Source organism: Stutzerimonas kirkiae, assembly GCF_004327335.1.
GTDB classification, from domain to species: domain Bacteria; phylum Pseudomonadota; class Gammaproteobacteria; order Pseudomonadales; family Pseudomonadaceae; genus Stutzerimonas; species Stutzerimonas kirkiae.
Window position 1 is genome coordinate 1 of the sequence record NZ_QJUO01000038.1, and the last position, 25,973, is coordinate 25,973.

Annotated in this window: 26 protein-coding genes and 1 riboswitch; of the genes, 12 read left to right on the top strand and 14 right to left on the bottom strand. The window is 64.9% G+C overall.

All coding sequences use genetic code 11. From position 1 onward, the window contains the following. Both dnaG and rpsU read right to left on the bottom strand, forming a co-directional pair. Positions 1-1,364: DNA primase (gene dnaG, locus DNJ95_RS16675; protein ID WP_131185860.1), on the bottom strand; the 1,364-nt coding region annotated here is incomplete at its 3' end. A gap of 133 nt (positions 1,365-1,497) precedes the next feature. Continuing rightward, positions 1,498-1,713 carry a 30S ribosomal protein S21 gene (gene rpsU, locus DNJ95_RS16680; RefSeq protein ID WP_003283508.1) on the bottom strand — a complete coding sequence of 72 codons (216 nt, stop codon included), beginning with the start codon at positions 1,711-1,713 and terminating at the stop codon, positions 1,498-1,500. A 198-nt stretch (positions 1,714-1,911) separates the two neighbouring features. Here rpsU and tsaD point away from each other — a divergent pair, with 198 nt between their 5' ends. Then, a complete protein-coding gene (tsaD, locus tag DNJ95_RS16685; protein ID WP_131185861.1) occupies positions 1,912-2,940 on the top strand; it encodes a tRNA (adenosine(37)-N6)-threonylcarbamoyltransferase complex transferase subunit TsaD in 1,029 nt (342 codons plus the stop codon). Positions 2,941-2,981: 41 nt separating this feature from the next. Here the strand turns inward: tsaD and plsY are convergent, their stop codons facing one another. Further along, positions 2,982-3,551 carry a glycerol-3-phosphate 1-O-acyltransferase PlsY gene (gene plsY / locus DNJ95_RS16690; protein ID WP_131185862.1) on the bottom strand — a complete coding sequence of 190 codons (570 nt, stop codon included), beginning with the start codon at positions 3,549-3,551 and terminating at the stop codon, positions 2,982-2,984. Between the two features lie 74 nt (positions 3,552-3,625). On the opposite strand from plsY, the gene folB reads away from it, so the two are divergent. After that, positions 3,626-3,979, top strand: a complete 354-nt coding sequence (gene folB, locus DNJ95_RS16695; protein ID WP_131185863.1) for a dihydroneopterin aldolase — start codon at positions 3,626-3,628, stop codon at positions 3,977-3,979. Then, positions 3,970-4,503, top strand: a complete 534-nt coding sequence (gene folK / locus DNJ95_RS16700; protein WP_131185864.1) for a 2-amino-4-hydroxy-6-hydroxymethyldihydropteridine diphosphokinase — start codon at positions 3,970-3,972, stop codon at positions 4,501-4,503. The genes folB and folK overlap by 10 nt, the downstream gene beginning before the upstream one ends. Positions 4,504-4,506: 3 nt before the next feature. On the opposite strand, the gene yfiB is transcribed toward folK, so the two are convergent. From yfiB to DNJ95_RS16740, 8 genes are all read right to left on the bottom strand, one after another. Further along, positions 4,507-4,989 (bottom strand): outer membrane lipoprotein YfiB, encoded by a 483-nt coding sequence (gene yfiB / locus DNJ95_RS16705; RefSeq protein ID WP_131185865.1) that lies wholly within the window; start codon positions 4,987-4,989, stop codon positions 4,507-4,509. A gap of 13 nt (positions 4,990-5,002) precedes the next feature. Continuing rightward, positions 5,003-6,265, bottom strand: coding sequence for a diguanylate cyclase DgcN/YfiN (gene dgcN, locus DNJ95_RS16710; protein ID WP_131185866.1), 1,263 nt, complete (start codon positions 6,263-6,265; stop codon positions 5,003-5,005). Then, complete coding sequence (gene yfiR / locus DNJ95_RS16715; RefSeq protein ID WP_242671976.1) at positions 6,262-6,753, bottom strand: regulatory sequestration protein YfiR; 492 nt, start codon at positions 6,751-6,753, stop codon at positions 6,262-6,264. The genes dgcN and yfiR overlap by 4 nt, the downstream gene beginning before the upstream one ends. A 431-nt stretch (positions 6,754-7,184) precedes the next feature. Next, positions 7,185-8,426, bottom strand: coding sequence for a multifunctional CCA addition/repair protein (locus tag DNJ95_RS16720; RefSeq protein WP_131185867.1), 1,242 nt, complete (start codon positions 8,424-8,426; stop codon positions 7,185-7,187). A gap of 199 nt (positions 8,427-8,625) precedes the next feature. Further along, the gene (gene ppnN / locus DNJ95_RS16725) at positions 8,626-10,005 is read right to left on the bottom strand and encodes a nucleotide 5'-monophosphate nucleosidase PpnN (protein WP_131185868.1); all 1,380 of its coding nucleotides are present in this window, start codon (positions 10,003-10,005) and stop codon (positions 8,626-8,628) included. Between the two features lie 148 nt (positions 10,006-10,153). Beyond that, positions 10,154-11,002: a methylenetetrahydrofolate reductase [NAD(P)H] gene (metF, locus tag DNJ95_RS16730; RefSeq protein WP_131185869.1), complete on the bottom strand. Its 849-nt coding sequence runs from the start codon at positions 11,000-11,002 to the stop codon at positions 10,154-10,156. 142 nt (positions 11,003-11,144) lie between these two features. Continuing rightward, a complete protein-coding gene (gene ahcY / locus DNJ95_RS16735; RefSeq protein WP_242673813.1) occupies positions 11,145-12,539 on the bottom strand; it encodes an adenosylhomocysteinase in 1,395 nt (464 codons plus the stop codon). 23 nt (positions 12,540-12,562) lie between these two features. Then, a riboswitch (S-adenosyl-L-homocysteine riboswitch) is annotated at positions 12,563-12,645 on the bottom strand. A 215-nt stretch (positions 12,646-12,860) separates the two neighbouring features. Further along, positions 12,861-13,307: a c-type cytochrome gene (locus DNJ95_RS16740; protein WP_131185896.1), complete on the bottom strand. Its 447-nt coding sequence runs from the start codon at positions 13,305-13,307 to the stop codon at positions 12,861-12,863. Positions 13,308-13,550: 243 nt separating this feature from the next. Between DNJ95_RS16740 and hldE the strand changes: the two genes are divergently transcribed. Next, positions 13,551-14,972 carry a bifunctional D-glycero-beta-D-manno-heptose-7-phosphate kinase/D-glycero-beta-D-manno-heptose 1-phosphate adenylyltransferase HldE gene (gene hldE, locus DNJ95_RS16745; RefSeq protein WP_131185871.1) on the top strand — a complete coding sequence of 474 codons (1,422 nt, stop codon included), beginning with the start codon at positions 13,551-13,553 and terminating at the stop codon, positions 14,970-14,972. A gap of 76 nt (positions 14,973-15,048) precedes the next feature. Here the strand turns inward: hldE and DNJ95_RS16750 are convergent, their stop codons facing one another. The 3 genes from DNJ95_RS16750 to DNJ95_RS16760 are packed head-to-tail and all read right to left on the bottom strand — an operon-like array spanning position 15,049 to position 17,931. Then, positions 15,049-15,927 (bottom strand): metal ABC transporter ATPase, encoded by an 879-nt coding sequence (locus DNJ95_RS16750; protein ID WP_131185872.1) that lies wholly within the window; start codon positions 15,925-15,927, stop codon positions 15,049-15,051. 22 nt (positions 15,928-15,949) lie between these two features. Next, the gene (locus DNJ95_RS16755) at positions 15,950-16,756 is read right to left on the bottom strand and encodes an aldo/keto reductase (RefSeq protein ID WP_131185873.1); all 807 of its coding nucleotides are present in this window, start codon (positions 16,754-16,756) and stop codon (positions 15,950-15,952) included. Further along, positions 16,753-17,931 carry an NAD(P)/FAD-dependent oxidoreductase gene (locus tag DNJ95_RS16760; protein ID WP_131185874.1) on the bottom strand — a complete coding sequence of 393 codons (1,179 nt, stop codon included), beginning with the start codon at positions 17,929-17,931 and terminating at the stop codon, positions 16,753-16,755. Before DNJ95_RS16760 ends, DNJ95_RS16755 begins: the two co-directional genes overlap by 4 nt. Before the next feature lie 183 nt (positions 17,932-18,114). Here DNJ95_RS16760 and DNJ95_RS16765 point away from each other — a divergent pair, with 183 nt between their 5' ends. From DNJ95_RS16765 to DNJ95_RS16800, 8 genes are read left to right on the top strand one after another with little or no spacing between them, the layout of a single operon-like run. Beyond that, complete coding sequence (locus DNJ95_RS16765) at positions 18,115-19,380, top strand: glutamate-5-semialdehyde dehydrogenase (RefSeq protein ID WP_131185875.1); 1,266 nt, start codon at positions 18,115-18,117, stop codon at positions 19,378-19,380. Next, positions 19,380-20,024: a nicotinate-nucleotide adenylyltransferase gene (gene nadD / locus DNJ95_RS16770; protein WP_131185876.1), complete on the top strand. Its 645-nt coding sequence runs from the start codon at positions 19,380-19,382 to the stop codon at positions 20,022-20,024. The genes DNJ95_RS16765 and nadD overlap by 1 nt, the downstream gene beginning before the upstream one ends. A gap of 15 nt (positions 20,025-20,039) precedes the next feature. After that, the gene (gene rsfS / locus DNJ95_RS16775) at positions 20,040-20,405 is read left to right on the top strand and encodes a ribosome silencing factor (protein WP_131185877.1); all 366 of its coding nucleotides are present in this window, start codon (positions 20,040-20,042) and stop codon (positions 20,403-20,405) included. 3 nt (positions 20,406-20,408) lie between these two features. After that, on the top strand, positions 20,409-20,876 hold the full coding sequence (rlmH, locus tag DNJ95_RS16780; RefSeq protein ID WP_131185878.1) for a 23S rRNA (pseudouridine(1915)-N(3))-methyltransferase RlmH: 468 nt from the start codon (positions 20,409-20,411) through the stop codon (positions 20,874-20,876). A gap of 19 nt (positions 20,877-20,895) precedes the next feature. Beyond that, positions 20,896-22,785, top strand: a complete 1,890-nt coding sequence (gene mrdA / locus DNJ95_RS16785; protein ID WP_131185879.1) for a penicillin-binding protein 2 — start codon at positions 20,896-20,898, stop codon at positions 22,783-22,785. Beyond that, on the top strand, positions 22,782-23,927 hold the full coding sequence (gene rodA, locus DNJ95_RS16790; protein WP_131185880.1) for a rod shape-determining protein RodA: 1,146 nt from the start codon (positions 22,782-22,784) through the stop codon (positions 23,925-23,927). Before mrdA ends, rodA begins: the two co-directional genes overlap by 4 nt. A 47-nt stretch (positions 23,928-23,974) precedes the next feature. Then, the gene (mltB, locus tag DNJ95_RS16795; RefSeq protein ID WP_207388774.1) at positions 23,975-24,949 is read left to right on the top strand and encodes a lytic murein transglycosylase B; all 975 of its coding nucleotides are present in this window, start codon (positions 23,975-23,977) and stop codon (positions 24,947-24,949) included. Beyond that, positions 24,949-25,935 (top strand): septal ring lytic transglycosylase RlpA family protein, encoded by a 987-nt coding sequence (locus tag DNJ95_RS16800; RefSeq protein WP_131185882.1) that lies wholly within the window; start codon positions 24,949-24,951, stop codon positions 25,933-25,935. The genes mltB and DNJ95_RS16800 overlap by 1 nt, the downstream gene beginning before the upstream one ends. The last annotated feature ends 38 nt before the right edge of the window (positions 25,936-25,973 follow it).

A 25,973-nucleotide genomic window follows, 5' to 3' on the forward strand; every position in this document is an offset into this window, starting at 1 on the left:
GGGGCGGAGGGCGGGAATGCCGTGTCGTGGTAATCGGGGTAAGGCTGGCTATCGTTTTCCGTGGCGGAGGGGGCTGGCGCGGTTTCGCCTTCCAGGCCGGTGAGTTCCTTGAGGTGCCGGCGCATCAGGGCGCGCAGGTTGCTGCCGGGCACCTTGTCGATCAGCGGGGCTGCCAGTGTGGCCAGGTGTGCCTTGCCTTCAAGGGAGCGAGGATCGGCTTCTTCGGCCAGTTGCTGGAACAGGTAGTCGGCCAGTGGCTGGGCCTGCTGCTGGATGCGGGCGAGGAAGGCTTCATGGCCTTCGGCGCGGACCAGGCTGTCCGGGTCTTCGCCTTCGGGCAGAAACAGGAAGCGCGCCCGCAGGCCATCCTGCAGGCTCGGCAGGGTGGCTTCCAGGGCGCGCCAGGCGGCCTTGCGGCCCGCTGCATCGCCGTCGAAGCAGAACAGCACGCTGGGGGTAAGGCGGAACAGGCGCTTGAGGTGTTCTTCGCTGGTCGCTGTGCCGAGTGTGGCCACGGCATTGCGCAGGCCTTGCTGGGCCAGGGCGATGACGTCCATGTAGCCTTCCACCACGATGACTTCGTCGAGGTCGCGGTTGGCCTGCCTGGCTTCGTACAGGCCATAGAGTTCCTGGCCTTTGTGGAACACCGGGGTTTCCGGCGAGTTGAGGTACTTGGGCTTGTCGTCGCCCAGTACCCGTCCGCCAAAGGCGATCACGCGACCGCGGCTGTCGCGGATGGGGAACATGATGCGGTCGCGGAAGCGGTCATAGCGCTTGCCGCTGTCGGCGTTCTCGATCAGCAGGCCGGCATCGATCATGGCTTTCTGCTGCAATGCATCGCCACCCAGGTGCTTCATCAGGTTGTCCCAGCCGGGTGGCGCGAAACCGAGGGCGAAGTCGCGTGCGATGACCCCGGACAGGCCGCGACCCTTGAGGTAGTCGATGGCGGCCTTGCGTGCCGGGTGGCTCTTGAGCGACTGGCGATAGAAGTCTGTGGCGGCTGCGAGCAGGGGGTAGAGTGGCGAGTCGGTCGGCTGGCGCGGGCGGTTGCCACGGCCGCTTTCCTCGCGCGGGACTTCCATTCCGGCGCGGCGCGCCAGCTCTTCGACAGCCTCGGGAAATTCGAGGTTGTCGTGGTCCATGATGAAGCCGAGGGCGTTGCCGCCGGCACCGCAGCCGAAGCAGTAATAGAACTGCTTGTCCGGGCTGACGCTGAAGGAGGGGGTCTTTTCCTTGTGGAAAGGACAGCAGGCCATGTAGTTCTTGCCGGCCTTCTTCAGCTGGATGCGCGAGCTGACCACGTCCACGATATCGGAGCGGTTGAGCAGATCGTCGATGAAGGATTGTGGGATCAGGCCGGCCATGGGGAACAGGATACGCTTGCCATATTTCGGGCGGGAACGAAAAAGACTCCGGTCATTCGCCTTCGGCGAAGCGGAGTCCCATCGAAAAACAAAGCCCGGCGGGCCGGGCTCTGGTGCAGTCAGTCGCGCCGTATCAGTACAGGCGAACGCTGCGGCGCTGTTCGCGCTGGACTTTCTTGGCGTGACGCTTGACTGCCGCGGCAGCCTTGCGTTTGCGCTCGGCAGTCGGCTTTTCGTAGAACTCGCGGCTACGGACTTCGGCCAGAACACCGGCTTTTTCGCAAGAACGCTTGAAACGACGCAGAGCGACGTCGAAGGGTTCGTTCTCTTTAACTTTTACGTTGGGCATCCAGGACTTACCTTCACTTGATTACCGGTTGCAACGCGCTTCGGCAAATGACTCGTAAGCACGCTGGTTTTCAGGGGTGCGGATGTTACCTTTTCATCGCCAGGAATGCAAAGCCTGTGAGTGAAAGCGCTGGCCGGGGCGTGACCTGGGCGATTAATATGCGCGGCTTCATTCGCTTCCCTAGAAAGGTTCGGACCCATGCTGGTGCTGGGGTTGGAAACATCCTGCGACGAGACCGGCGTCGCGCTTTACGACAGTGAGCAGGGCCTGCTGGCCGATGCGCTGTTCAGCCAGATCGACCTGCATCGCGTCTATGGTGGTGTAGTGCCCGAGCTGGCTTCGCGTGACCATGTAAAGCGCATGTTGCCTTTGATTCGCCAGGTTCTGCATGAGGCCGGGCGGCTTCCGGCGGATATCGAGGCGATCGCCTATACGGCGGGGCCGGGGCTGGTCGGCGCTTTGCTGGTGGGGGCTTCCTGCGCCCAGGCCATGGCGTTCGCCTGGGGGGTACCGGCGGTGGGTGTGCACCATATGGAAGGGCATCTGCTGGCGCCGATGCTGGAAGAGCATCCGCCGGTCTTTCCATTCGTGGCGCTACTGGTTTCCGGTGGGCATACGCAACTGGTCAGGGTCGAGGGTGTCGGCCAGTACCAGTTGCTTGGCGAGTCGGTGGATGATGCCGCGGGCGAAGCCTTCGACAAGACCGCCAAGCTGATGGGGCTGCGCTACCCCGGCGGCCCCGAGATCGCGGCGTTGGCCGAGCGGGGTAGGCCGGGTCGTTTCACCTTTCCCAGGCCGATGACGGACCGTCCCGGCCTGGATTTCAGTTTCAGCGGTTTGAAGACCTTCACCCTCAATACCTGGCAGCAGTGCCGGGCGAGCGGCGATGATGGCGAGCAGACGCGCTGCGATATCGCCCTGGCCTTCCAGCAGGCGGTGGTCGAGACGCTGCTCATCAAGTGCCGCCGCGCACTCAAGCAGACTGGTTTGCAGAGCCTGGTGATCGCCGGCGGTGTGAGTGCGAACCGTTCGTTGCGCCAGGCGCTGGAAAAAATGCTGGGCGAGCTGGGTGGCAAGGTGTTCTATGCCAGGCCGCGCTTCTGTACGGATAATGGTGCGATGATCGCCTATGCCGGCTGCCAGCGCTTGCTCGCCGGGCAGCACGATGGGCCGGAGATCAGTGTGCGGGCCCGCTGGCCAATGGATGAATTACCGAGCTGCGAGTGAGCGCGGCTTTTGCTTGCAGCTTGCAGCTTGCCGCTGTTCCTCTAGAAGTGCCGTTCGCGGCCGGCCAGCAGATCGTGCAGGTTGCCGCGATGGCGCCAGACGATCAGGCTGGCCAGCAGGCTTATGGGCAGCAGGGCCTCGGGTTGCTGCCAGGCGAGCAGGGGTAGGCAGACGGGCAGTGCGGTGAGGGCGGCCAGGGAACTGGTGCGGGTCAGGCGGAACGTCAGCAGCCAGGCGCTGATCGCCAGCAAGGCCGCAGGTGGGTAGAGTCCGAATAGCGCGCCGGCCGAGGTGGCGACGCCCTTGCCGCCACGGAAGCGGAAGTAGAGGGGGTAGAGGTGCCCGCACACCGCCGCCAGGCCGACCCAGGCCTGTTGCTGGAGCGAGAGTTCCAGCCGGGCGGCGAGCAGCACGGGCAGTAACCCCTTGAGCAGGTCGCCGAGCAGGGTCCATAGCGCCAGCCGCTTGCCGGCCACGCGCAGCATGTTGGTGGCGCCGGGGTTGCCCGAGCCGAGTGCGCGTGGGTCCGGCATGCCGGCCTGGCGGCTGAGCAGGATGGCGAATGACAGCGAACCGAGCAGGTAGGCGAGCAGTGTCAGGAGCCAGAACATAGGGTCCATCCGAGGCGGGGAGCCTCTGAGTCTAGCGATGTGCCGCATGCTTGTCGTGCCGCAGGAGAGTTGAGTTGGATACAGTATTTATCGAGGGGCTGGAGGTCGATACCCTGATCGGCGCCTACGACTGGGAGCGGGGCATACGCCAGTGCCTGCATCTGGATCTCGCCCTGGGCTGGGATATCCGTCCGGCGGCGCAGGACGATGAGCTGGACAAGGCGCTGGATTATGCCCGGGTGATCGCCCGCATAGATGGGTTCGCCCAGGCTTCGCGCTTCGAGCTGGTGGAAACCTTCGCCGAGCGCCTGGCCGCCTGTCTGATGGAGGAGTTCGGCATTCCCTGGATGCGCCTGCGGGTGATCAAGCCCGGGGTCAATCCCAGGGTGCGCGGGCTTGGCGTGGAGATCGAACGCGGATGTCGCTGACGCCGGTCCTGCTCGGGCTGGGCAGCAATGCCGAGCGCGAAAAACACCTGACGGCCGGCCTGGATGCGCTTTCCTCGCTGCTGGTCGATATGCGCTGCTCACCGGTCTTCGAGAGCCTGGCGGTGGGCTACAAAGGGGACAATTTCTACAACCTGGTGGTCATCGGGCATTGCGAGTCCGAGTTGATGGAGCTCGACCGTCGGCTGAAATTCATCGAAGCCGACAATGGTCGCTATGCACCGGACCGCAAGGGGTTGCCCCTGGATATCGACGTGCTGACGTTTGGTGATCTGCACGGCGATTTCAACGGACTGGTGCTGCCGCGCGCTGAGATCCTGCGCAATGCCTTCGTGCTCTGGCCCCTGGCGCTGCTGGCGCCAGAGGTGCCGCACCCCGGTGATGGCCGGACCTTTGCCGAACTGTGGCAGGCGGCGCGTATCGAGCAGAGCCTGTGGCCAGTGCCTTTCCGCTGGCGGGGGGGCGAGCTGACGCCGGTTGAACTGCTGGGTGAGTGTCCCGAATAGGGTTCAGGGCGCCCCGACGATGATCACTACGCGGCGATTCTCGCTACGCCCTGCGGCGGTCTGGTTGCTGGCTATGGGTTTGCTCTGGCCCATGGCGCGTATCTGGATCGCCTGCTCGCGCATGCCGTTGCCGATCATCGCATCGGCGACGGTCTGGGCGCGGCGGCGGGAGAGCTGTTCGTTGTAGCTTGGGCGGCCCTGATCGTCGGTATGGCCTTCGAGGATGATGTCGTCGATGCCGACCCCGGTCAGGGCATTGGTGATGCGCGCGATCAGTTGCTGGCTGTCGTGGGAAAGGTGTTCCGAGTCGGTGTCGAACAACACCTTGCCCTGCAGCCCGAACTCCCAGCCGTCCTCGGTCCAGACGAACCCCTGCTGCTTGAGCACGGCAATCTGTTCGGCGCTGAGGCCGGTGGGTGGTGTGCTTTGGCAACCGCTCAGCAGAATGATGCCGAGCAGGGCGATGAGGCGTAGCGCGTTACCCATGATGTATCTCCTTTCAGTGTTGTCCGTGTCGGCGAGGCGGTGCGAGGTGCCGCCCGCTCCGGTGCTGCTTGGCGTGATACATGGCGAGGTCCGCCGTGTGTATCAGCGTCTGCGGGTCGCTGGCATGTTCGGGGCAGAGCGCGACACCGATGCTCAGGGACGCCATCAGTTGTCTGTCGTCGGGTAAGGGCAGGGGTTGTTGCAGGCTTTCGAGGATCTTGTCGGCAACGTCCAGCGCGTCATGCGCGTCATGCACGGTCTTGAGCAGGATGGCGAACTCATCCCCGCCCAGGCGGGCGACCAGGTCGCCTGCGCGCAACTGCAGGCGCAGGCGCTTGGCGATGCCGACGAGAACGGCGTCGCCCGCGCTATGGCCGAGGTTGTCGTTTATTTCCTTGAAACGGTTGCAGTCGATGAACAATACGGCGCACTTGTGATCCTTCGCCAGGCTCTCGCGCAAGGTGCGGGCCAGGGTGGTTTCGAACAGTGCCCGGTTGGGTAGCCCGGTGAGCGCATCATGGCTGGCCAGGTGCGACAGCGAGGCATTTTCCCGTTGCAGGTGGTTCTGCCATGTCTCCAGCTCGTCGAGCAGGCTGTTGAAGTCCCCCGCCAGTTCGTCGAGTTCCAGGATGCGGGAAGTCGGCACGCGTTGTTCGAAGGTACGGTCGCGGGAGATCGCGTGGGCGACTTCGGACAGGCGGCGCAGCGGGGTCATGATGGCTTTGCGCATCCGGCGCGAGCCATAGAGGGTGATAAGGATGCTGAGCAGCAGGCAGGCCAGCAGGGAGAGCAGGCCGTTGCCGAGAAAGCGCGTCAGGGCGCTGCCCTGGCTGCTCAATTGCAGTTCGCCGATGACCTTACCCTGGTGGGTGATGGGGAGCGTCAGTGGCTGCTGCATGAGCAGGTTGGCGACGCTGCGTTCGATGTGCCGGGCGGGCCTGTCGTCGGGATTGCTCCAGTCGGCGAGCAGCTTGCCGTTGCGGTCGAGCACCCTGGCTTCGGCGATTTCCTCGGAGGCGGTGGCGATCTGTTCCAGGCTCTCATGGGCGGCCGCCCTGTCGTTGAAGACCACTGCCGCCTCCAGGGTGTAGGACAGGGAGCGTGCCAGCAGTTGCAGGTTGTGTTCGGCATAGCTGCTCAATGCCAGGAGCCCGGTCACGGTCAGCGACAGGAAGGTCAGGCCGATGGCCGGCAGCAGGCTGAACAACTGGGCACGCTGCAGCAGTTGATGCAGCGGCAGCCGGGGCGCGCAGGAGGGCGTCCGTCTGCGGTTCATGGCTGCTCCCGGAGTCGCTTGCCCAGTTGCAGGACCCGTGGATGGATCTTCAGGCCGCTGCGGGCCACCGCATCCAGATTGACCTTGAAGGAGGTCGATTCGTCCGTCACATACAGGCAGAACAGGCTGCCTTCGCCGCAGGAGTCGGCGCTTTCGCTGATCGTGAGTATGGGGCGCCCGACCAGGCGCTCGAGCAGGTGCTGGCGCGCCGCGTCAGGCAGGATGCCGATATAGACCGCTTCGCATGCGTGGGTCAGGTGCGGGTCTTCGAACAGCAGGCGCCGGCTATGCACCGGGCGCTGCGATTCTTGCGCCCTGCTGGCCAGCAGGATGTCCGCATACTGGGTCGGTGCCACGATGCACAGGCGCAATTGCTGCGGAGCGTGGGGCCACTGGGCGTAGCCGAGGATGCCCTGGACCACCTGGGCGACCTGCTCGCCTCGTTGCAAGGCCTGGTCCGGAGCGGTTTCCGCGGAAATGAGAGGCATCTGTAGCAAGCCGATGAACAACAGGCTCAGGCCGAAGCGTCGTCCAGTCCTTGATAGGGGGCGAGTCGATAGGCGCAAGCATCTGTCTCCGAGGTTATACCGGGGTCTTGGTTCGAGCGGCTGTTGCGCTATGTGGGAATTTTCTGGATATGCGCCGTAATGCCGCTAATTTGGCGTCAAAAAATCGTTATCTTTATTCTGCAGGCTTTTGCTTGATAGCCTATCAGCGAGGCGGGAAGGCATCAGGTATCATTTTTGGTTTCTTGTGTTGCGCCAGGGTCTGTTGACGTTTCGCCGTGACCACGCAAGAGCCTGTTTTTACACGAGGCAAGGCGCGACAACGCGGCTTGCGATGAAACGTCAACAGACCCCGGGGGAAATAGTGGTTGCAACCGCGCCGGGGCGATTGTCGAGTGGCCTGGCTGGCGGGGTCATTGGCCGCGCTCACTGCGCTGCTGTTCGCGAAAGTGTTGCAGGCGTTGCAATCTTTCACGCTCGATGGCCTTGCCCAGTTCCGCGCCCTGGAAACCCTGTTCCAGCAGGGGCCGGGCCGCCACTTCGCGGGCTGTCGAGGCCGCCCGCAGCAAGTAGTCGCCCTGGGGGTAAGGGCGCTCTTCCAGTCCCAGGCGACCGCGGGCGTCCATTTCGCAGGCGGCGATGAATTCGCTGAAGCGTTGTGGGCGACGAAAGCTGTCGAAACGTTGCAGCAGTTCCAGCAGGGTCGAGGCCTTCAGTTCCAGGGCGCGGTGGCAGTGGGTGTGCAGTTCCGCCGTCAGCAGCGCCAGTTCCGCGCATTCGCGGGGAACCCGGTAGCGCTGGTTGATGGCCTCCACCAGCCCGATCCCGCGATGTTCATGGGCGATATGCCGGGGCCACTGCGACTCCGGCGTCAGGCCCTTGCCGACGTCATGCAGCAGGCAGGCCCAGCGGACGTTCAAGGGCTGCTCATGGCGTGCGCACTGCTGCAACACCATGAGGGTGTGGACGCCGGTGTCCACTTCGGGGTGGTGGGTTGCCGTCTGCGGCACGCCGAACAGCGCATCGACCTCCGGCAGCAGTACCTGCAGGGCGCCGCAGTCGCGCAGGGCCTGGATGAACAGGTCCGGGCGCGGTTCCATCAGGGCGCGGGAGATTTCCTTCCAGCAGCGTTCGGCGGTCAGCGCCGAGAGTTCGCCCGAGTCGGCCAGTTGGCGCATCAGTGCCAGGGTTGGCGGGGCTATGCTGAAGCCCAGTGGCGCATAGCGAGCGAGGAAGCGGGCGACCCGCAGCACGCGCAACGGGTCTTCGGCGAAGGCTGGCGAGACATGGCGTAGCAGTCGCGCCTGCAGGTCGTGCTGGCCGCCATAGGGGTCGATCAGGCGGCCCTGTGGGTCTTCGGCGATGGCGTTGATGGTCAGGTCGCGGCGGATCAGGTCCTGTTCCAGCGTGACCTCCGGGCTGGCGTGGAAGACGAAGCCGCCGTAGCCCTTGCCGCTCTTGCGTTCGGTGCGCGCCAGGGCGTATTCCTCGCCACTGCGTGGGTGCAGGAAGACCGGAAAGTCCGCTCCGACCGGGCGAAAACCCTGGGCCAGCATCTCCTCGGCGCTGGCGCCGACCACCACCCAGTCCACTTCGCTCACTTCGCGGCCCAGCAAACGGTCGCGCACGGCACCACCGACTTTATAGATCTGCATAACCACCTCCAGAGGCGGCAAGGATAGAGGCCGCGGGCCGGGGCGGAAAGGGTAACCGGCCTCGGCGTCGCGGCGGCTTCTGACGGGGAGCAGAGGCAAGCGGCAAGGAAAAGCTTGACAGGGTTCCGCAGGGGCTTTTCACACTGATTATGCTTGCCGCTTGCCGCTTGCCGCTTGCCGCTTGCCGCTTGCCGCCGCCCTACTCCTGTCCGACCACCCGGTAGCATGGCTCATAGGCACTGCCGCCGGGCAGCTTCATGCGGTGCTGCTCGACGAAGGCGCGCAGCAGTTCGTCCAGCGGCCGCATGATCGCCGGGTCGCCCTGGATCTGGTAGGGGCCGTGCTGTTCGATCAGGCGGATGCCGTTTTCCTTGACGTTGCCGGCGACGATGCCGGAGAACACGCGGCGCAGGTTGGCGGCCAGCTCGTGCAGCGGCAGGTCATGGGTCAGCGGCAGGCTGGCCATGTTGGCATGGGTCGGCTCGAACGGACGCTGGAAGCCTTCGTCGATCTTCAGCAGCCAGTTGAAATAGAAGGCGTCGTCGTGCCGACGGCGGAAGCGGGTGACTTCCTGGATGCCGGCCGTCATCTGCCGGGCCACTTCGACCGGGTCGTCGATGATTACCTGGTAGCGCTGCTGCGCGGCTTCGCCGAGGGTGGCGCCGATGAAGGTGTGCAGTTGGCGCAGGTAGGCTTCGGCGCATTTCGGCCCGGTGAGCAGCAGCGGGAACGGCAGCTCATGGTTGCTCGGGTGGGTGAGGATGCCGAGCAGGTAGAGGAATTCCTCGGCGGTACCGACCCCGCCGGGGAATACGATGATGCCGTGGCCGACGCGCACGAAGGCTTCCAGGCGCTTTTCGATATCCGGCAGGATCACCAGTTCGTTGACGATCGGGTTGGGCGCTTCGGCGGCGATGATGCCGGGCTCGGTGAGGCCCAGGTAGCGCCCGTGCTGGGTGCGTTGCTTGGCATGGGCGATGGTGGCGCCTTTCATCGGCCCCTTCATCACGCCGGGGCCGCAGCCGGTGCAGATATCCAGCCCGCGCAGGCCCAGTTCGTGGCCGACGCGCTTGGAGTATTTGTATTCCTCGATGCCGATGGAGTGGCCGCCCCAGCACACTGCCATCTTCGGCTCCTGGCCGCTGCGCAGGGTGTGGGCGTTGCGCAGCAACTGGAAAACGTAGTCGGTGATGCCTTCCGAGCTGTCCAGGTCGGCGCCTTTGCGTTCCAGTTGGCTCTGGGTATAGACGATGTCGCGCAAGGCGCTGAACAGCATCTCGCGGGTACTGGCGATCATCTCGCCATCGACGAAGGCGTCGGCCGGGGCATTCAGCAGTTCCAGGCGGATACCGCGATCCTGCTGGTGGATGCGTACTTCGAAATCCGCATAGGCTTCGAGAATGGTCTTGGCGTTGTCGCTGTGCGAGCCGGTATTGAGGATCGCCAGGGCGCAGCGGCGGAACAGGTCGCAGACGCTGCCGCTACCGGTTTCACGCAATTGCTGGACTTCGCGTTGGGAAAGGATTTCCAGGCTGCCACGGGGGCTGAGGGTGGAATTGATCTTCAGGCGTTCGGGCATGTGGGGTCCATTGTGGCGGCGCTTCGCGGCCATTGCTCCAGGTACGGGAACCTGGCCGCGAAATCTTTGGGGGCGGTGGTGCTGCATTCGCGGGCAAGCCCGCTCCTACGGTATCGACAGTGTAGGAGCCGGCGTGCCCGTGAATCGTTCAGTTCGACAGCTTCAGGTTGTTCCAGATCGCCAGGCTGGGACCTGCCTGGTTGAGGGTGTAGAAGTGCAGGCCCGGCGCGCCGCCGGCCAGCAGTTTCTCGCACATTTCGCTGATCACCTGTTCGCCAAAGGCCTGGATACTTTCGATATCGTCACCGTAGGCTTCCAGTTGCTTGCGAATCCAGCGTGGCAGTTCGGACCCGCAGGCATCGGAGAAGCGCGCCAGCTTGCTGTAGTTGGTGATCGGCATGATGCCCGGCACGATCGGCAGGTCCGCGCCCAGCTTGCGCACGCGCTCGACGAAGTAGAAGTAGCTGTCGGCGTTGAAGAAGTACTGGGTGATGGCGCTGTCGGCGCCGGCCCTGGCCTTGCGCACGAAGTTGGCGATGTCGTCCTCGAAGTTGCGCGCTTGCGGATGCATTTCCGGATAGGCGGCGATCTCGATATGGAAATGGTCGCCGGTTTCCGTGCGGATGAATTCCACCAGTTCGTTGGCATGGCGCAGTTCGCCACTGGCCATGCCCATGCCGGAAGGCAGGTCGCCACGCAGCGCGACGATGCGCCTGATGCCATTGTCGCGATAGAGGTTCAACAGTTCGAGCAGCTCGGCCTTGCTGTCGCCGACGCAGGACAGGTGTGGCGCGGTGGGTACCTTCACCTCGCCATCCAGTTGCAGCACGGTGTTCAGCGTGCGGTCGCGGGTCGAACCGCCTGCACCATAGGTGCAGGAAAAGAAATCGGGGTTGCAGCCGGCCAGCCGTTTCGCGGTGGCCAGCAGCTTTTCATGTCCAGCCTCGGTCTTGGTCGGGAAGAATTCGAAGCTGTAGCGGCGATCAGGGGAGCTCATAAGCAAATCCTGGGGGCTTCGGGCCAGAGGTTGGCCCGGTAGTCCTTCAATCGCTGAAGGCTGAATGCTGGAGGCTGGACGAAAGGCAACCCGGCGGCGCTTTTTCGTCCAGCATTCCAGCCTCTAGCCTCCAGCGGCCTTTTTAGTAGCGATAAGCGTCCGGCTTGAACGGGCCGTCCTGGTTCACGCCGATATAGTCGGCCTGTTTCGGTGTCAGCCGGGTGACCACGCCACCGAAGCCCTTGACCATTTCCAGGGCGACTTCCTCGTCGAGCTTCTTCGGCAGCACTTCCACGGTCAGGCGCTCGGCCTTTTTGTCTGCCGGCAGGTCGGCGAACTTCTGCTCGAACAGGAAGATCTGCGCCAGCACCTGGTTGGCGAAGGAGCCGTCCATGATCCGGCTCGGGTGGCCGGTGGCGTTGCCCAGGTTGACCAGGCGTCCTTCGGCCAGCAGGATCAGGTAGTCGTCGTTGTGCGGGTCGAAGCCGTCCTTGCCGGTGCGGTGGATCTTGTGCACCTGCGGCTTGACCTCTTCCCAGGCCCAGTTGGCGCGCATGTAGGCGGTGTCGATCTCGTTGTCGAAGTGGCCGATGTTGCACACCACGGCGCGTTTCTTCAGGGCCTTGAGCATACCGGCATCACAGACGTTGACGTTGCCAGTGGTGGTGACGATCAGGTCGATCCTGCCCAGCAGCGCGGCATCGACGCTGGCCTCGCTGCCATCGTTGATGCCGTTCTTGTACGGGGACACCAGCTCGAAGCCGTCCATGCAGGCCTGCATGGCGCAGATCGGGTCGACTTCCGAAACCTTGACGATCATGCCTTCCTGGCGCAGCGACTGGGCCGAGCCCTTGCCCACGTCGCCGTAGCCGATCACCAGCGCCTGCTTGCCGGAGAGCAGGTGATCGGTGCCGCGCTTGATGGCGTCGCTGAGGCTGTGGCGGCAGCCGTACTTGTTGTCGTTCTTGCTCTTGGTCACCGAGTCGTTGACGTTGATCGCCGGGACTTTCAGGGTGCCGGCCTTGAGCATGTCGAGCAGGCGGTGCACGCCGGTGGTGGTTTCCTCGGTGATGCCGTGGATGCGCTCGAGCAGTTGTGGGTACTTCTTGTGCAGGATCTCGGTCAGGTCGCCGCCGTCGTCGAGGATCATGTTGGCGTCCCACGGCTGGCCGTCCTTGAGGATGGTCTGCTCGATGCACCACTCGTATTCTTCCTCGGTCTCGCCCTTCCAGGCGAACACCGGGATGCCGGCGGCGGCGATGGCGGCGGCGGCCTGGTCCTGGGTGGAGAAGATGTTGCAGGAAGACCAGCGTACCTCGGCGCCGAGGGCGATCAGCGTCTCGATCAGCACGCCGGTCTGGATGGTCATGTGGATGCAGCCGAGGATCTTCGCGCCCTTGAGCGGCTGGCTGGCCGCGTACTTGCGGCGCAGGCCCATCAGTGCCGGCATTTCCGATTCGGCGATGATCAGTTCCTTGCGGCCCCAGTTCGCCAGGGAAATATCGGCGACTTTATAGTCGGTAAAAGCAGCGCTCATACAAAAGCTCTCCATTCGTTGTCTGCGAATGGGCGCCGTTGATGCGTGTGGTTAACGCCCCATCCGAGCCTGACAAGCCATGCTTGCTGCAGCGCCCCTCGGATGGGTGGCGGGCACGGCCGGGCGCTGCCGGTCGTGTGAACCGGGCGATTATAACGGCAGCTACGGGCTATGGGCTACAGGTGGGGCGGGCCGATCGCGCATGCATGGCAAAGGGCCGAAAAGAGCGCTGGAGGCTGGAGGCCGGACGAAAGAGCATGGTAGCCGGTGTTTTTCGGCCAGCTCCCATCCTCCCTATCGAAGCACGTGACCTGCAGCTCGCTAGTATGTACGGAACTCCTTGTGGCACAGCGAGCAGGCGTCCTCGACCTGCTGGAAGGCCGGGGCAACCTCCGACGGCTTCAGGGGCTGCACCTGGCTCGCAGCGAGCAATGCCGAGGTGGTCACTTCCAGGGCGCGCGCCAGCTCATTGAAACGGGCCTGCTTTTCCCAGACCTCGTCGCGGGCATCGGACTCTTTCTCGCGTACCTCGGGATAGTGCTGCCAGGGCTGGCTCGACAGTTCGTCCAGCTTCACCGCACCGATGGCGAACGCCTGGCCATCGAACGGCATGCGGCCGCGCAGCATACCGCCCAGGTTTTCCTTGGCATCGAGCATCTGCTGGAAGATCGCCTTGCGCTTGCCCAACGGTGAATCGGGATCGACACCACCGCAACCCGCCAGCGACAGCACGGCGGCCAGAAGCACGCCCAGACCCTTCAGCTTCATCATCACGACCGTTCTACCCTACGAAAAGCGTGGATTATCCCCGTCCGCCGCGAATCGGACAAATCACCTGTGTTACCGAATCCTCCCACGCTTCGATAAAGACGCCGGAGGCTGGAAAGCTGGACGAAAACGCCGGCCGCCACGCTTTTCGTCCGTCCTCCAGCCTTCCAGCGCTCTTTTCGACGCTTTATGCGGCTTGCATCGCTGGTATCCTTGGCGCCGTTCTTTCTGCGGAGTCGTCCGATGAAGTTGTCCATGCCCCGTTTCGACCAGGCCCCGGTGCTGGTGGTCGGTGATGTCATGCTCGATCGTTACTGGCATGGCGCCACATCGCGCATATCGCCGGAGGCGCCGGTGCCGGTGGTCAAGGTCGAACAGATAGAGGACCGCCCGGGCGGCGCGGCGAACGTGGCGTTGAATATCGCGGCGCTCGGCGCGCCGGTGGCTCTGGTCGGGGTGACGGGGGTGGACGAGGCGCGCCAGAGCCTGGTCGATAGCCTGCAGGCCGCAGGTGTCGAGGCGCATTTCCAGGCGATCGAGCATCAGCCGACCATCGTCAAACTGCGGGTGTTGAGCCGCCATCAGCAATTGCTGCGGATGGATTTCGAAGAGCCCTTCGACACCGATGCCGAGGCCTTGCGCGTCTCGGTGGAAAGCCTGCTGGATAGTGTGCGGGTACTGGTGCTGTCCGACTACGGCAAGGGGGCGCTGGCGGATCACCAGGCGTTGATCCGTGCCGCCCGCCAGCGCGGCATTCCGGTGCTGGCGGACCCCAAGGGCAAGGACTTCGAGGTCTATCGCGGCGCCTCGCTGATCACGCCGAATCTCGGCGAGTTCGAGGGCGTGGTCGGCAAGTGCCGCGACGAGGCCGACCTGGTGGCCAAGGGCGCGGTGCTGATGTGCGAACTGGAACTGGGCGCCCTGCTGGTGACGCGCAGCGAGCATGGCATGACCCTGCTGCGTCCCGGCCATCCAGCCCTGCACCTGCCGGCCCGGGCCCGTGAAGTATTCGATGTGACCGGCGCCGGGGATACGGTGATTTCCACTGTCGCGGCGGTGCTGGCGGCGGGCGAGGAACTGCCGCTGGCGGTGGCGCTGTCCAACCTGGCGGCCAGCATCGTCGTCGGCAAGCTCGGTACGGCGGCGATCAGTGCGCCGGAGCTGCGGCGCGCCATGCAGCGTGAAGAGGGCTCGGGGCGTGGCGTCATGAGCCTCGAACAATTGCTGCCGGTGATCGAGGATGCCCATGCCCAGGGCGAGAGGGTGGTCTTCACCAACGGTTGCTTCGATATCCTGCATGCCGGCCATGTGACCTACCTGGAGCAGGCGCGCGCCCAGGGCGACCGCCTGGTGGTGGCGGTCAACGACGACGCCTCGGTCAGCCGCCTGAAAGGGCCGGGCCGCCCGATCAACTCGGTGGACCGGCGCATGGCGGTGCTGGCCGGGCTGGAGGCGGTGGACTGGGTGGTCAGCTTCTCCGAGTCGACTCCGGAAAATCTGCTGCGCCAGATCAGGCCGGATGTGCTGGTCAAGGGCGGCGACTACGGCATCGGCCAGGTGGTGGGCGCCGATCTGGTCCGCGCCTATGGTGGCGAGGTCAGGGTGCTGGGGCTGGTGGAAAACAGCTCCACCACGTCCATCGTCGAGAAGATTCGCAGCCAGTAAGCACGGCCTGATTTTCGTAGGATGCGCCGTGCGCACCGGGTTTCGCCGCCCAGGTGCGCATGGTGCCACCTGCTTTCTATGGCCGGGCGATGGCGGCCAGCCATTCTTCCCAGCGAATGCGTTCGGCCTGCACGACCCAGCCCTGCTGGGCCGCAAAGCCTTCGGAGAGCCAGATGTCGCGCGTGTCCTGGCGCTGCGGCTTGCCTTTGGCCAGGGTCAGCAGTTCGGCGCGCGGCTGGCCGTGCTCGAGCGGGATCAGGTAGAGATCGGGTTGCTCGCGGCGCAGGCGAGCGATCAGCCGGCCCTCCTCGAGGTATTCGTCGACATGGTAGAGGCTGAGCTGACGGGCTTCGCCCGGCACCTCCAGGCGCATGTCATAAACCAGTTGCAGCGAGGCCGTGGGCAGGTGCACGTAGGCGCGCGGGCGTTCCAGCAGGCGCTGGCTGCCGTGGTACAACTGCCGGGCCGCGCCGCTCAGGGCGCTCAGGGCGAAGGTCGGGCTTTCCCGGTAGTTCAGGCTGCCGTCGTAGGGCGCCGGCAACCAGGTTTCGCCAAAGCGTCCGGAGAGCCAGCCCTGCGGCGTTTCCAGCAGGCACTCCTCGGCGACTTCCTGGATCGCGGTCAGCAGCGGCAGGCCGACTTCCTGGGCCGGGACATAGCCGGAAATCATCTTCAGCACTTCGTCGCCGCGGTCATTGCGTTTCTGCCGCACCAGAACCCAGTAGTCCTGTTCCTGCCAGGACAGGGTCAGGCGCACCGATACCCCGAGGTTGGCCAGTTCCAGCGAGAACCGCTGCGGGTCGTCGACCTCCACGGGGCGCCGCCGCTCGAGCATTTCGCTGAAATTGAGCGGTTGGCCCAGGCCCTGGTAGACAAGCTGTTCCGGGGTCGCTTCGACGGACAGGGGCAAGGTCTTGAAGTGTTCGGGGGGCTTGCGCAACAGAATGGTCGACATGGCTTTGTACTTGCTCCGCTGCTTATGAAGTCAGGATGCGTGCCACCATCTCCACGTTGTCACGCAGGTGCGCGGGATTGATGGTGCCGACGATGGCGCTGGTGACGCCAGGTTGCTCGAACAGCAGGGTAAAGCTGCGTTGCAGTGGGTCTTCTCCATCGGCCAGGCAGACATGCCCGCTGGCCAGGGCCTTCTTGACCAGGATCGCCTTGCCGTGGCGTGCCGCATAGTCGATGACCGGGCGTTCGGCACGTTCCTTCAGGTTATAGGTGACCATCGCACAGTCGCCCTGTTCGAGGGCCAGCAGGCCACCAGCCGCGGTCTTGCCGGAGAAGCCGTAGGCGAGGATCTTGCCTTCGCGCTTCAATTCGGCGAGGGTCGGGTAGACCTCGCCGTTGCGCAGGATGTCCAGGTCATTGCCGTCCGAGTGTACCAGCAGCATATCCAGGCGGTCGGTGCCAAGGCGTCGCAGGCTGCGTTCCACCGAGAAGCGGGTGTGCGCGGCGGAAAAATCGAAGCGCGACTGGCCGTTCTCGAACTCTTCGCCAACCTTGCTGGCGATCACCCAGTCGTCCCGCTGGCCACGCAGCAGCGGGCCGAGGCGCTCCTCGCTGACACCGTAGGCGGGCGCGGTGTCGATCAGGTTGATGCCCAGCTCGCGGGCCAGTGCCAGCAGTTCGCGGGCCTGCCGGTCATCGGGGATGCTGAAGCCGCCGGGGTATTTGACGCCTTGGTCGCGGCCCAGCTTGACCGTGCCCAGGCCCAGCGGGGAAACCGGCGGGCCGGACTGGCCAAGAGGGCGCCGCAGTTCGTGCAGGGTGGCGCTCATGGCAGCAACCCGCTCCAGAACGGCTGGCCTGCTGGCGGGCGCGGCAGTGCTGGCCAGGGGGCGTGCCGGGCCGGCTCGATACTCTGGTGCCGCAGATGGGCCACGACGCGATCGGCCAGGTCCGGTGAGAGGGCTAGTTTGGTCGGCCAGCCCACCAGCAGGCGGCCCTGCTCGGCGAGAAAGGCGTTGTCGGGGCGCGCCTGGTTGGATTGGGCGGGTTCGGCACGGTCGACCCTCAGGGTGGCCCACTGGGCGGCCGACAGATCGAGCCAGGGCAGCAGGTCGGCCAGTTCGCGTTGGGCGAAGGCGATCTGCGTGGCCGGCTCGCGCGCCACCCCGGTCGCTTCGGCCAACTCGCCGCCGAGATACCAGACCCACTGGCCGTCCGTCGAGGGATGGCTGGTCACGGTGATCCTCGGCTTGCTGCCGCCGCCCAGGCAGTGCGCGTAGAGTGGCTGCAGCGTCGGCGCCTTGAGCATCACCATATGCAGGGGCCGCAACTGTTGGACGGGTTGCCGCAGGCCCAGGCGGGCCAGCAGTTCGGCGGTGCCGGCGCCGGCGGTGACGACGATGCGGCGGGCGCGCACGGCCAGGCCGTCGAGGTACAGGCCGGTCAGTTCGCCATTTTCGTGCAGGGGCTCGATGTCCTGGCTGGCGACCAGGCTGTCCGCTGCCAGTTCGGCGAGACGGGCGATCAGGCCGGGCACGTCCAGCACCAGTTCGCTCAGGCGGTAGACCTTGCCCTTGAAGCCCGGGTGTTGCAGCGGTAGTGGCAATTCGTCGCCCTTGACCTGGCCGACCCGGGTGCGCACGGCCTTGCTGGCGAAGAAGCTGCTCAGGTTGCCGGCCAGGCTGCCTGGCGACCACAGGTAGTGGGCGTCGGACAGCACGCGCACACCGCTCAGGTCCAGTTCTCCGTTGCCGGCCAGCGCTTCGCGCCAGCGCTGCGGCATGCCCGCTATCGCCTCGGAGGCGCCGGTGAGTATGCCGCTCAGGGCGTATTTGGTACCGCCGTGGATGATGCCCTGGGACTTGAGACTCTGGCCGCCGCCCAGTTCCCCCCGCTCCACCAGCCGGGTGGCGTAGCCCAGGCGGCGCAGTCGCGCATTCAGCCAGAGGCCGGCGATACCGCCGCCAACGATGAGGATGTCGGTGCTTGGGGATGTCTGGGGCATGGGCTTCGTGCTGTAGCGGGAAAGGTGGCAAGGTACAAGCTGCGAGCGGCAGGCTGCAAGCTGGAAGCGGAGAGGGCGGTTTGACGGAGGTGCTCGGGCCCCCGGGCTTTGGCCTGCCGCTGTGCGTAAGCCTCAGGGCCGGCTATAATCCGCCGCTTTCCTTTTCGTCAGGGTAAAAACGCCATGAGCGAGACTGTGCTCGATTACATGACCCGGCTGGGCCGCGCGGCGCGGGAGGCTTCCCGGGTGCTCGCGCGTGCCAGCACGGCGCAGAAGAATCGTGCGTTGCAGGCCGCCGCCACGGCGCTGGACCAGGCGCGCGAAGCACTGGCCGTCGCCAATGCGAAGGATCTCGAGGCCGGGCGCGCGAATGGCCTGGACGAGGCCATGCTCGACCGCCTGGCGCTGACACCCAGGCGTGTCGATGAAATGATCGAGGGCCTGCGCCAGGTCGCGGCACTGCCCGACCCGATTGGCGAAATACGCGATATGCGCTACCTGCCTTCGGGCATCCAGGTCGGCAAGATGCGCGTGCCCCTCGGCGTGGTCGGCATCATCTACGAATCGCGGCCCAACGTGACCATCGATGCCGCCAGCCTGTGCCTGAAGTCGGGTAACGCCACCATCCTGCGTGGTGGCTCCGAAGCCATTCACTCCAACCAGGCGATCGCCCGCTGCATCACCCGGGGCCTGGAAGAGGCCGGCTTGCCGAACGCGGCGGTGCAGGTGGTGGAAACCACCGACCGCGCAGCCGTGGGCGCGCTGATCAGCATGCCGGAGTTCGTCGATGTGATCGTGCCGCGTGGCGGCAAGGGGCTGATCGAGCGCATCAGCCGCGAGGCCAGGGTGCCGGTGATCAAGCATCTCGACGGCATCTGCCACGTCTATATCGACCGGGCGGCCGATATGGACAAGGCGGTGCGCATCGCCGACAACGCCAAGACCCAGCGTTTCGCCCCCTGCAACACCATGGAGACGCTGCTGGTGCATGCCGCTATCGCCGCCAGCGTGCTGCCGCCACTGGCGGCCATCTATGTGCAAAAGGGCGTCGAGCTGCGCGGCTGCCCGCGCACCCGTGAACTGCTGGGCGAGGCGGTCAACGCGGCCAGCGAAGAGGATTGGGCGACCGAGTACAACGCGCCGATCCTGTCGATCCGTATCCTCGACTCGCTGGACGAGGCCATCGAGCACATCAATCGCTATGGCTCGCAGCACACTGATGCCATCGTCACCGAGAACTTCACCGATGCCCGGCGTTTCCTCACCGAAGTCGATTCGAGCTCTGTGATGGTCAATGCCTCCACGCGCTTCGCCGATGGTTTCGAATACGGGCTTGGCGCGGAGATCGGCATCTCCACCGACAAGTTGCATGCGCGCGGCCCGGTCGGCCTGGAAGGGCTGACCAGCGAGAAGTACGTGGTGTTCGGCGACGGTCACGTTCGTACTTGATGGGCCGTCGCATCGGCGTTTTCGGTGGTACCTTCGACCCTGTGCACATCGGGCATCTGCGCGGGGCGCTGGAGGTCGTGGAGCTGGCGGGGCTGGACGAACTGCGCCTGGTGCCTTGCGCCAGGCCTCCGCATCGGGAAACGCCGAACAGCAGTGCCGAGGATCGCCTGGCCATGGTGCGCCTGGCGGTGGCGGACCTGTCGCCGCTGATGGTCGATGCGCGGGAACTGGAGCGTGAGCGGCCCTCCTATACCGTGGAAACGCTGGAGTCGCTGCGCAGCGAACTGGCAGAGGACGATCAACTGTTCCTGCTGCTGGGCTGGGATGCCTTCTGCGGGCTGCCCGGTTGGCACCGCTGGCAGGAGTTGCTGGAGCTTTGCCATATCCTGGTGCTGCAGCGCCCGGATACCGGCAGCGAGGTCCCCGAGGCGCTACGCAACCTGTTGGCGGCACGCAGTGCTTCCAATGTGCGGGCGATAAGCGGCCGGGCGGGGCAGATCGCCTTCGTCTGGCAGATGCCGCTGGAAATATCCGCTACACAGATTCGCAGGTTTCTCGCCAGTGGCAGAACGGTCCGCTTCCTGGTCCCGGATTCCGTACTGGCTTATATCAATGCGCACGGTCTGTACCGGGCGTCGAACTGAGGTTGTATTTACGTTATGCAGAATGAAACTCTGGTCAAACTGGCGATTGATGCCCTTGAAGAGCTCAAGGGGCAGGATATCGTCACCATAGATGTGCAAGGCAAGACCAGCGTCACCGATTTCATGGTGATCGCCAGTGGCACTTCCAGCCGCCATGTCAAATCCATGGCCGACAACGTGCTGGAAAAGGTCAAGGAGCAGGGCGTCCGCCCCATCGGCAGCGAGGGGCTGGAAGGTGGCGAGTGGGCATTGCTCGACCTGGGCGATGTAGTGGTGCATGTGATGCAGGTGCCTACCCGCCAGTTCTACGATCTGGAGCGGCTGTGGCAGGGCGCCGAGCAGAGTCGCGCCCAGCATGCGGGTGATGCCGAGCAGGGCTGAACAGTGAAGCTCAAGCTGATTGCCGTCGGCTCGAAGATGCCGCGCTGGGTCGAGGAGGGCTGGCAGGAATATGCCAGGCGCCTGCCGGCCGAGCTGTCGCTGGAGCTGGTGGAGATCGGCCTGCATACCCGCGGCAAGAACGCCGATGTCGCTCGCCTGATCCGACAGGAAGGCGATGCGATGCTGAGCAAGGTGCAGCCCGGCGAGCGTATCGTTACCCTCGAGGTGATGGGGCGCCCCTGGAGTACCGAACAACTGGCCGCCGAACTCGATCGCTGGCGTCTCGAGGCGCGTACCGTCAACCTGATGGTCGGCGGCCCGGAAGGGCTGGCACCGCAGGTGTGCGCGCGTAGCGAGCAGCGCTGGTCGTTGTCGCCGCTGACCTTGCCGCATCCGCTGGTGCGCATCCTGGTCGGCGAGCAGGTTTATCGGGCCTGGACGCTGTTGTCCGGGCACCCGTATCACAAATAGGTCGCGGACAACCCCTGACATGCCCCAGCCCATTCACCTGAAGGACCATGAGAAGGACGCCGGCCTGGTGCGCCGCCGCGTGCTCGTGGGGATCGTGGTGGTGGTGTTGATGATGGGCGTGCTGATCGCCCGCATGTACTACCTGCAGGTGATCCAGTACGAGTACCACTCGACCCTGTCGGAGAACAACCGCGTCCATGTGCAGCCGATACCACCCAACCGCGGGCTGGTCTTCGACCGCAACGGCCGCGTCATCGCCGATAACCGCCCCAGCTTCAGCCTCACGGTCACCCGCGAGCGGGCGGGCGACTGGCGGGCGGTGCTGGATGTGGTGGTCGAGGTGCTGGCGCTCTCCGCCGAAGAGCGCGAACTGTTCGAGCGCCGGGTATTGCAGGGGCGCCGGCCATTCGAGCCGGTGCCGATCATGTACGAGTTGAACGAGGAGCAGATCGCCCGGGTGGCGGTCAACCAGTTCCGTCTGCCGGGGGTCGATGTGGCCGCGCAACTGGTGCGGCACTATCCCCAGGGCGAGCATTTCGCCCACTCGGTGGGCTATGTCGGGCGCATCAACGAAACCGAGCTGAAGAGCCTCGATCCGGTCAACTACAGCGGTACGCACCATATCGGCAAGACCGGCATCGAGAAGTTCTACGAAGATGTCCTGCATGGCCAGGTGGGCTACGAGGAAGTCGAGACCAACGCCCGCGGGCGCGTGCTGCGGGTGCTCAAGCGCACCGATCCGGTGCCGGGCCAGGACCTGGTGCTGACCCTCGACCTGGACCTGCAGGAGGCCGCCGAGGCGGCGCTGGGCGGGCGGCGCGGCGCCATCGTGGCGTTGCAGCCGCAAACCGGCGAGGTGCTGGCGATGGTCAGCCAGCCGAGCTTCAACCCCAACCTGTTCGTCACCGGTATCAGCTTCAAGGATTACGGCGAGCTGCGCGACTCCATCGACCGCCCGCTGTACAACCGGGTGCTGCGCGGGCTCTACCCGCCCGGCTCGACCATCAAGCCGATGATGGCGGTGGCCGGGCTGGATGCCGGGGTGATCACGCCGACCAGCCGTGTCTTCGACCCTGGCTATTTCCAGTTGCCCAATGTCCAGCACAAGTACCGCAACTGGAATCGCAGCGGCGACGGCTGGGTCGACCTGACGTTGGCCATCATGCGTTCCAACGACACCTATTTCTACGACATGGCGCACAAGATGGGCGTCGATCGCATGCACGACTACATGACCCGCTTCGGCCTCGGGCAGCGGGTGGCGTTGGACATGAATGAAGAAACGGCCGGCCTGATGCCTTCCCGCGAGTGGAAGCGTGCGCGCTACCGCCAGCCCTGGTATCCGGGGGAAACGGTGATCCTCGGTATCGGCCAGGGCTATATGCAGGCCACGCCGCTGCAACTGGCTCAGGCCACGGCGCTGATGGCCACCCGTGGCAAGTGGGTTCGCCCGCACCTGGCCCGCAGCCTGGATGGCACGCCGGTGATCGACCCGGATGCGCCGGCGGATATCGAGCTGCGCGACCCGCGTTACTGGGAATACGCCATCCACGGCATGGAGCAGGTGGTGCATGGCGCCCGTGGCACTGCGCGCAGGATCGGCGAAGGCTCGCCCTACCGGATCGCCGGCAAGAGCGGTACGGCCCAAGTGGTGGCGATCAAGCAGGGCGAGCGTTATGACAGCGGCCGGCTGGCCGAGCGGCATCGCGACCATGCGCTGTTCGTCGCCTTCGCGCCTATCGAGAAGCCCGAGATCGTGGTAGCGGTGATGGTGGAGAACGGTGAGTCCGGCTCCGGTGTCGCCGCCCCGGTGGTCAAGGCCGTCATGGATGCCTGGTTGCTGGACAGGGATGGCAAACTGAAAGCCGAATACGACCCGGCGCAGGTTCAGCCGGAGGTGGCGCCATGAGTGGCAGTTTCGATCGTACGCTGTCGAACCAGGATGTCCTGCGCCGACGTGCCAGCCTGTTGCAGCGCATGCATCTGGATGGCCCGCTGCTGCTGCTGTTGCTGATCCTCGCCGCCGGCAGCCTGTTCATCCTCTATTCGGCCAGCGGCAGGCACTGGGATATGTTGCTCAAACAGTCCAGCTCCTTCGGCCTGGGGCTGCTGGCGATGCTGGTGATCGCCCAGTTGGAGCCGCGTTTCATGGCGCGTTGGGCGCCGCTGGGCTACCTGGGCGTGGTCGGGCTGCTGCTGGCGGTGGAGTTCATCGGCCATACGGCAATGGGGGCGACGCGCTGGATCAATATCCCCGGGGTGATCCGCTTCCAGCCTTCGGAATTCATGAAGATCATCATGCCGATGACCATCGCCTGGTACTTCTCGACCCGCAGCCTGCCGCCCAGCTTCAAGCACACGGTGATCAGCCTGTTGCTGATCGCCATTCCGTTCATGCTGATCGTCAAGCAGCCCGACCTGGGCACCGCCTTGCTGATCCTGGCTTCTGGGGCTTTCGTGCTGTTTATCGCGGGGCTGCGCTGGAGCTGGATCTGCATGGCCGTGGCGGCCGTGGTGCCGGTGGCCATCGCCATGTGGTACTTCGTCATGCACGACTACCAGAAACAGCGTGTGCTGACCTTCCTCGACCCCGAGAGCGATCCCCTTGGAACGGGTTGGAACATCATCCAGTCCAAGGCTGCGATAGGTTCCGGCGGCGTGTTCGGCAAGGGCTGGCTGCAGGGTACGCAATCGCATCTGGATTTTTTGCCGGAAAGCCATACGGACTTTATCATTGCCGTCCTGGCGGAGGAGTTCGGCCTGGTCGGGGTCTGTTTGTTACTGCTGGTGTATCTGCTGTTGATCGCCCGTGGGCTGGTGATTACCGTGCAGGCCCAGACACTGTTCGGAAAATTGCTGGCCGGAGCGCTGACGATGACCTTCTTCGTCTACGTCTTCGTCAACATTGGCATGGTGAGCGGGCTGCTGCCGGTGGTAGGGGTGCCTCTGCCCTTCATCAGCTATGGTGGAACTTCACTGGTGACCCTGCTGTCAGGGTTCGGGGTTTTGATGTCGATCCACACCCATCGCAAGTGGATCGCACAGGTTTGACGAGAGACTATTTCTTGATTTCCTTAGGCGGTAGGCAGTTGGCGCGGGTGCTCTGTGGGCTTGGTCTGGTTGGCGCCATGGGCGCGCAATCGGCCTGGGCGAGCGACTACAAGGGCGAGAAGGTGGCCGGCTTCATTGCCGAGATGGCCAGCGAATATGGTTTCGCCAGCGAGCAACTGGCCGAACTGCTGGCCCAGGCCGAGCGCAAACAGGCCATTCTCGATGCCATTTCACGGCCGGCCGAGCGGGTTCGTCCGTGGAAGGAATACCGCCCGATCTTCATCACCGATGCGCGCATCGCCCAGGGGGTCGACTTCTGGCGGCAGAACCAGGACGCATTGCAGCAGGCCGAGGCCAAGTACGGCGTGCCGGCGGAGGTCATCGTCGCGATCATCGGCGTGGAAACCTTCTACGGCCGCAATACCGGCAACTACCGGGTGATCGATGCCCTGGCTACGCTGGGCTTCGACTATCCGCCGCGCCAGCCGTTCTTCCGCAAGGAGCTCAAGGAGTTCCTGTTGCTGGCGCGCGAGGAGCAGGTCGACCCGCTGACCCTCAAGGGCTCCTATGCCGGTGCCATGGGCCTACCGCAGTTCATGCCGAGCAGCTTCCGTGCCTATGCCGTGGATTTCGACGCTGATGGCCACATCGACATCTGGAGCAACCCCACCGATGCCATTGGCAGTGCGGCCAATTATTTCAAGCGTCACGGCTGGCTTTCCGGTGGTGAGGTCGCGGTGCGTGCCACGGTCGCTGGCGAGCGTTTCGAAGAGGGCCTGACCCAGGGGCTGGAGCCGGGCCTGAATGCCGCGCAACTGCGCGAACTGGGCTGGCAGCCGGCTACCGCCATCGCCGATGAGGCGATGGTCACCGCGTTCCGCCTGGAAGGCGCGGAAGGCGACGAATACTGGATCGGCCTGCCGAATTTCTATGTGATCACCCGCTACAACCGTAGCGTGATGTATGCCATGGCGGTGAATCAGCTCGCCGATGCCCTGGCCAAGGCGAGGGGGCAACAGTGATGAGGCATCTGCTGACACTGGCGATAGCCGCTGCGGTCCTTGCGGGTTGCTCTTCGTCGCCCTCCACGCCTTCCGGTGGCGTTGTCCAGAAGCCGAGCGGGATCAGCGGCCCGGGCGATTTCTCGCGTCCCGACAGGGATGGCGCGCCCTGGTGGGAAGTGGATGTCTCGCAGATCCCCGACGCCATTCCCATGCCTCATTACGGCCCGGTCAAGGCCAGCCCCTACACGGTGCTGGGCAAGACCTACTATCCGATCGGCGATGGGCGCAACTACCGCGCCAATGGCACTGCCTCCTGGTACGGCACCAAGTTCCATGGCCAGTTGACCGCCAATGGCGAGAAATACGACCTGTACGGCATGAGTGCCGCGCACAAGACCCTGCCGCTGCCGAGCTACGTCAAGGTGACCAACCTGGCGAACGGCAAGAACGTGGTGCTGCGGGTCAATGACCGCGGGCCGTTCTACTCCGACCGCGTCATCGACCTGTCCTTCGCCGCGGCGAAGAAGCTCGGCTATGCCGAAAGCGGTACGGCCCAGGTCCGCGTCGAGGGGATCGACCCTGAACAATGGTGGGCGCAGCGCGGCCAGCCGGTGCCCCAGGTGCTGGCGCAGCCGCAGCAGGTCGCCACCACCTCCCTGGCCAGGAGCGCTGCGCAGCCGGTGGAGCAGTACACGCCGCCCGCCAGCCAGCACGCGGCGGCCGTGGTGCCGGTCCAGCTCGAGCGGCAGGCCGCCACGCACTCCGCGGCCGGGCTGTTCCTGCAGGTCGGCGCCTTCGCCAACCCGGATGCCGCGGAGCTGCTCAAGGACAAGCTGAGCACCATGGTGTCCGCGCCGGTCTTCGTCAGCTCCGTGGTGCTCAACGAACAGGTACTGCACCGCGTCCGCCTGGGGCCTATCGCCTCGGCGGACGAAGCCGCCCGCCTGGAGCGGAGCGTGCTCCAGGCCAATCTCGGTCAGCCCCGGCAAGTCCGGGCCGATTGACCCGGTCTCTCATCAACGTCGTCAAACTTTTTCGAGAT